This is a genomic window from Candidatus Polarisedimenticolaceae bacterium (assembly GCA_036376135.1).
In the GTDB taxonomy this organism is placed as follows: Bacteria; Acidobacteriota; Polarisedimenticolia; order Polarisedimenticolales; family DASRJG01; genus DASVAW01.
This window is the reverse complement of sequence record DASVAW010000111.1, coordinates 1-2,169: the sequence shown is the minus strand read 5'-3', so window position 1 is coordinate 2,169 and position 2,169 is coordinate 1. Positions and strand designations below refer to the sequence as shown.

At 67.3% G+C, this 2,169-nt stretch carries 7 protein-coding genes; all 7 read right to left on the bottom strand.

The window, feature by feature from the left end; all coding sequences use genetic code 11:
- Positions 1-11: 11 nt before the first annotated feature.
- Complete coding sequence (locus tag VF139_11280; protein ID HEX6851975.1) at positions 12-197, bottom strand: type Z 30S ribosomal protein S14; 186 nt, start codon at positions 195-197, stop codon at positions 12-14.
- A gap of 11 nt (positions 198-208) precedes the next feature.
- On the bottom strand, positions 209-751 hold the full coding sequence (rplE, locus tag VF139_11275; GenBank protein ID HEX6851974.1) for a 50S ribosomal protein L5: 543 nt from the start codon (positions 749-751) through the stop codon (positions 209-211).
- A 20-nt stretch (positions 752-771) separates the two neighbouring features.
- Positions 772-1,086, bottom strand: a complete 315-nt coding sequence (rplX, locus tag VF139_11270; protein ID HEX6851973.1) for a 50S ribosomal protein L24 — start codon at positions 1,084-1,086, stop codon at positions 772-774.
- Positions 1,087-1,118: 32 nt separating this feature from the next.
- Positions 1,119-1,484, bottom strand: coding sequence for a 50S ribosomal protein L14 (rplN, locus tag VF139_11265; protein ID HEX6851972.1), 366 nt, complete (start codon positions 1,482-1,484; stop codon positions 1,119-1,121).
- 22 nt (positions 1,485-1,506) lie between these two features.
- Entirely contained in the window at positions 1,507-1,803 is a 297-nt protein-coding gene (gene rpsQ / locus VF139_11260) for a 30S ribosomal protein S17 (GenBank protein ID HEX6851971.1), read from the bottom strand.
- A 10-nt stretch (positions 1,804-1,813) separates the two neighbouring features.
- Positions 1,814-2,023 (bottom strand): 50S ribosomal protein L29, encoded by a 210-nt coding sequence (gene rpmC / locus VF139_11255; GenBank protein HEX6851970.1) that lies wholly within the window; start codon positions 2,021-2,023, stop codon positions 1,814-1,816.
- Positions 2,024-2,037: 14 nt separating this feature from the next.
- Positions 2,038-2,169, bottom strand: a 132-nt coding sequence (locus tag VF139_11250; protein ID HEX6851969.1) for a ribosomal protein L16, incomplete at its 5' end; no start/stop codon positions are given.

Here is a 2,169-nt window from a genome sequence, read left to right as displayed (position 1 = left end):
TCGCGCCTCCCTCACCAGCTCGACTTGGTCACGCCCGGAAGCGCGCCCTCGAGGGCCAGGTTGCGGAAGCAGATGCGGCAAAGCTGGAACTTCCGGATGTAGGCGCGCGAGCGCCCGCACCGGTTGCAGCGATTCTTCGCTCGCACCGCGAACTTCGGCGTCTTGTGGGTCTTGGCCACCCATGCCGTCGTTGCCACCTCGCGTCCTCCTAGTTCTTCCGGAACGGCATGCCGAGCGCGGTCAGGAGGGCGCGAGCCTCCTCGTCGGTCTTGGCCGTCGTGACGATGCAGACGTTCATGCCCTTGGTCTTCTGGACCTTCGCGTAGTTGATCTCGGGGAAGATCAGCTGGTCCTTCAGGCCGAGGGTGTAGTTGCCGCGGCCGTCGAACCCGCGGGGCGACACGCCGCGGAAGTCGCGGACGCGCGGCATCGCCAGGTTCATCAGCCGATCGAGAAACTCGTACATGCGCCGACCCCGGAGGGTGACGCTGCAGCCGATCGCCATGCCCTCGCGAAGCTTGAAGTTCGCGATGGACTTCCGCGCGCGGCGGACGACGGGCTTCTGCCCGGCGATCGTGCCCAGCTCGTCGACGGCCGCGTCGAGGATCTTGCCGTCCTGGATCGCGTCGCCCAGCCCCATGTTGATGACGACCTTCGAAACTCTCGGGACCGCCATCGGCGAGGAGTACTGGAACTGGCGAACCAGCCCCGGCACCACCTCTTCCTTGTAGATCTTGGAAAGCCGTTCCATCGTGCTTCTCCCGCCGCCGGCTACTTGTCGAGGGACTTGCCGCTGCGGCGCGCCACTCGGATCTTTTCGCCGCCCTTCACCGTCACGCCCACGCGGGTGGGCTTGTCGGACTGCGGGTCGGCGAGCATCACGTTCGAGATGTGGACGTAGTTCTCGCGATCGAGGATCCCGCCCTTGATGTTGCGCTGCGGGTTGGGCCGCGTGTGGCGCTTCACCTTGTTCACGGCCTCGACCATGACGCGGTCGTGCCGCGCGTCCACCTCGAGGACGCGCCCGCGCGTCCCCTTGTCCTTGCCGGCGATGACGATCACCGTGTCGTTCTTCCGGATCCGGATCCTGCCCATCGTCGCTCCTACCCCCCCTCGTCCTACAGAACTTCCGGAGCGAGGGAGACGATCTTCATGAACTGGTCGCGCAGCTCGCGGGCAACGGGTCCGAAGACGCGCGTTCCGATCGGCTCCTTGGCGTCGTTGATCAGCACCGCGGCGTTCTCGTCGAAGCGGATGTAGGAACCGTCGCGGCGCCGGTAGGCGTTGACCTGCCGGACGATCACCGCCTTGACGACCTGGCCCTTCTTGACCTTGCCGTCGGGGGCCGCTTCCTTCACGTTCGCCGTGATCACGTCGCCGATCTCCGCGTACTGCCCCTTCGAGCCGCCGCGGAGGTTGATGCACGAGATCTTCCGGGCGCCCGAGTTGTCCGCGACCTGGAGGATGGTCCGCATCTGGATCATCGTGTTTCCTCCCGCCCCCGGCCTACTCGGCCGCCGCCTGGGTCCCGAGGACCGCGGCGCGCTTCACCACCCGCTGCACCCGCCAGCGCTTGCGCGCGGACAGCGGACGGCTCTCCACGATCTCCACCGTGTCCCCCACGCGGCAGGCGTTCGCCTCGTCGTGGGCCATGAACTTCGCGGACCGGCGGATGTAACGCTTGTACTTCGGGTGGAGCACGATGCGCTCGACCCGCACGACGACCGTCTTGTCGGCCTTGTCCGAGGCGACGACCCCGATCTTCGTCGCCCGGCGCCGCACGTCGGCAGCCTTCTCGCTCATCGTTCCTCCCCTACGCCTTCGCCGCGTTCTGACGGACCAGCGTGAGCACCCGCGCCAGGTCCCGCCGCGCCAGCGTGAGCTTCCCGGCCTCGGCGATCTGGCCCGTGGCGCGCTGGACCTGGAGCTTCCAGATCGCCTGGCGGAGGTCGTTCTCTTCGTTGCGCAGCTCGCTCGGGTTGAGCCCGCGCAGGCGCTTGAGCGTCTTGCTCTTGTGCGACATCTTCTGCTCCCGTCCTAGTTCGGCTGCCGGATGACGAACTTCGTCTTCACCGGCAGCTTGTGGGCGGCCAGGCGCATGGCCTCGCGGGCCGTCGTCTCGTCCACCCCTTCCATCTCGAAGAGGATGCGGCCGGGCTTGACGACCGC

Coding starts and splice junctions, on each gene's coding strand:
- rplE (HEX6851974.1), bottom strand. CDS start 751: ATGGAACGGCTTTCCAAGATCTACAAGGAAGAGGTGGTGCCGGGGCTG.
- rpmC (HEX6851970.1), bottom strand. CDS start 2,023: ATGTCGCACAAGAGCAAGACGCTCAAGCGCCTGCGCGGGCTCAACCCG.
- rpsQ (HEX6851971.1), bottom strand. CDS start 1,803: ATGAGCGAGAAGGCTGCCGACGTGCGGCGCCGGGCGACGAAGATCGGG.
- rplN (HEX6851972.1), bottom strand. CDS start 1,484: ATGATCCAGATGCGGACCATCCTCCAGGTCGCGGACAACTCGGGCGCC.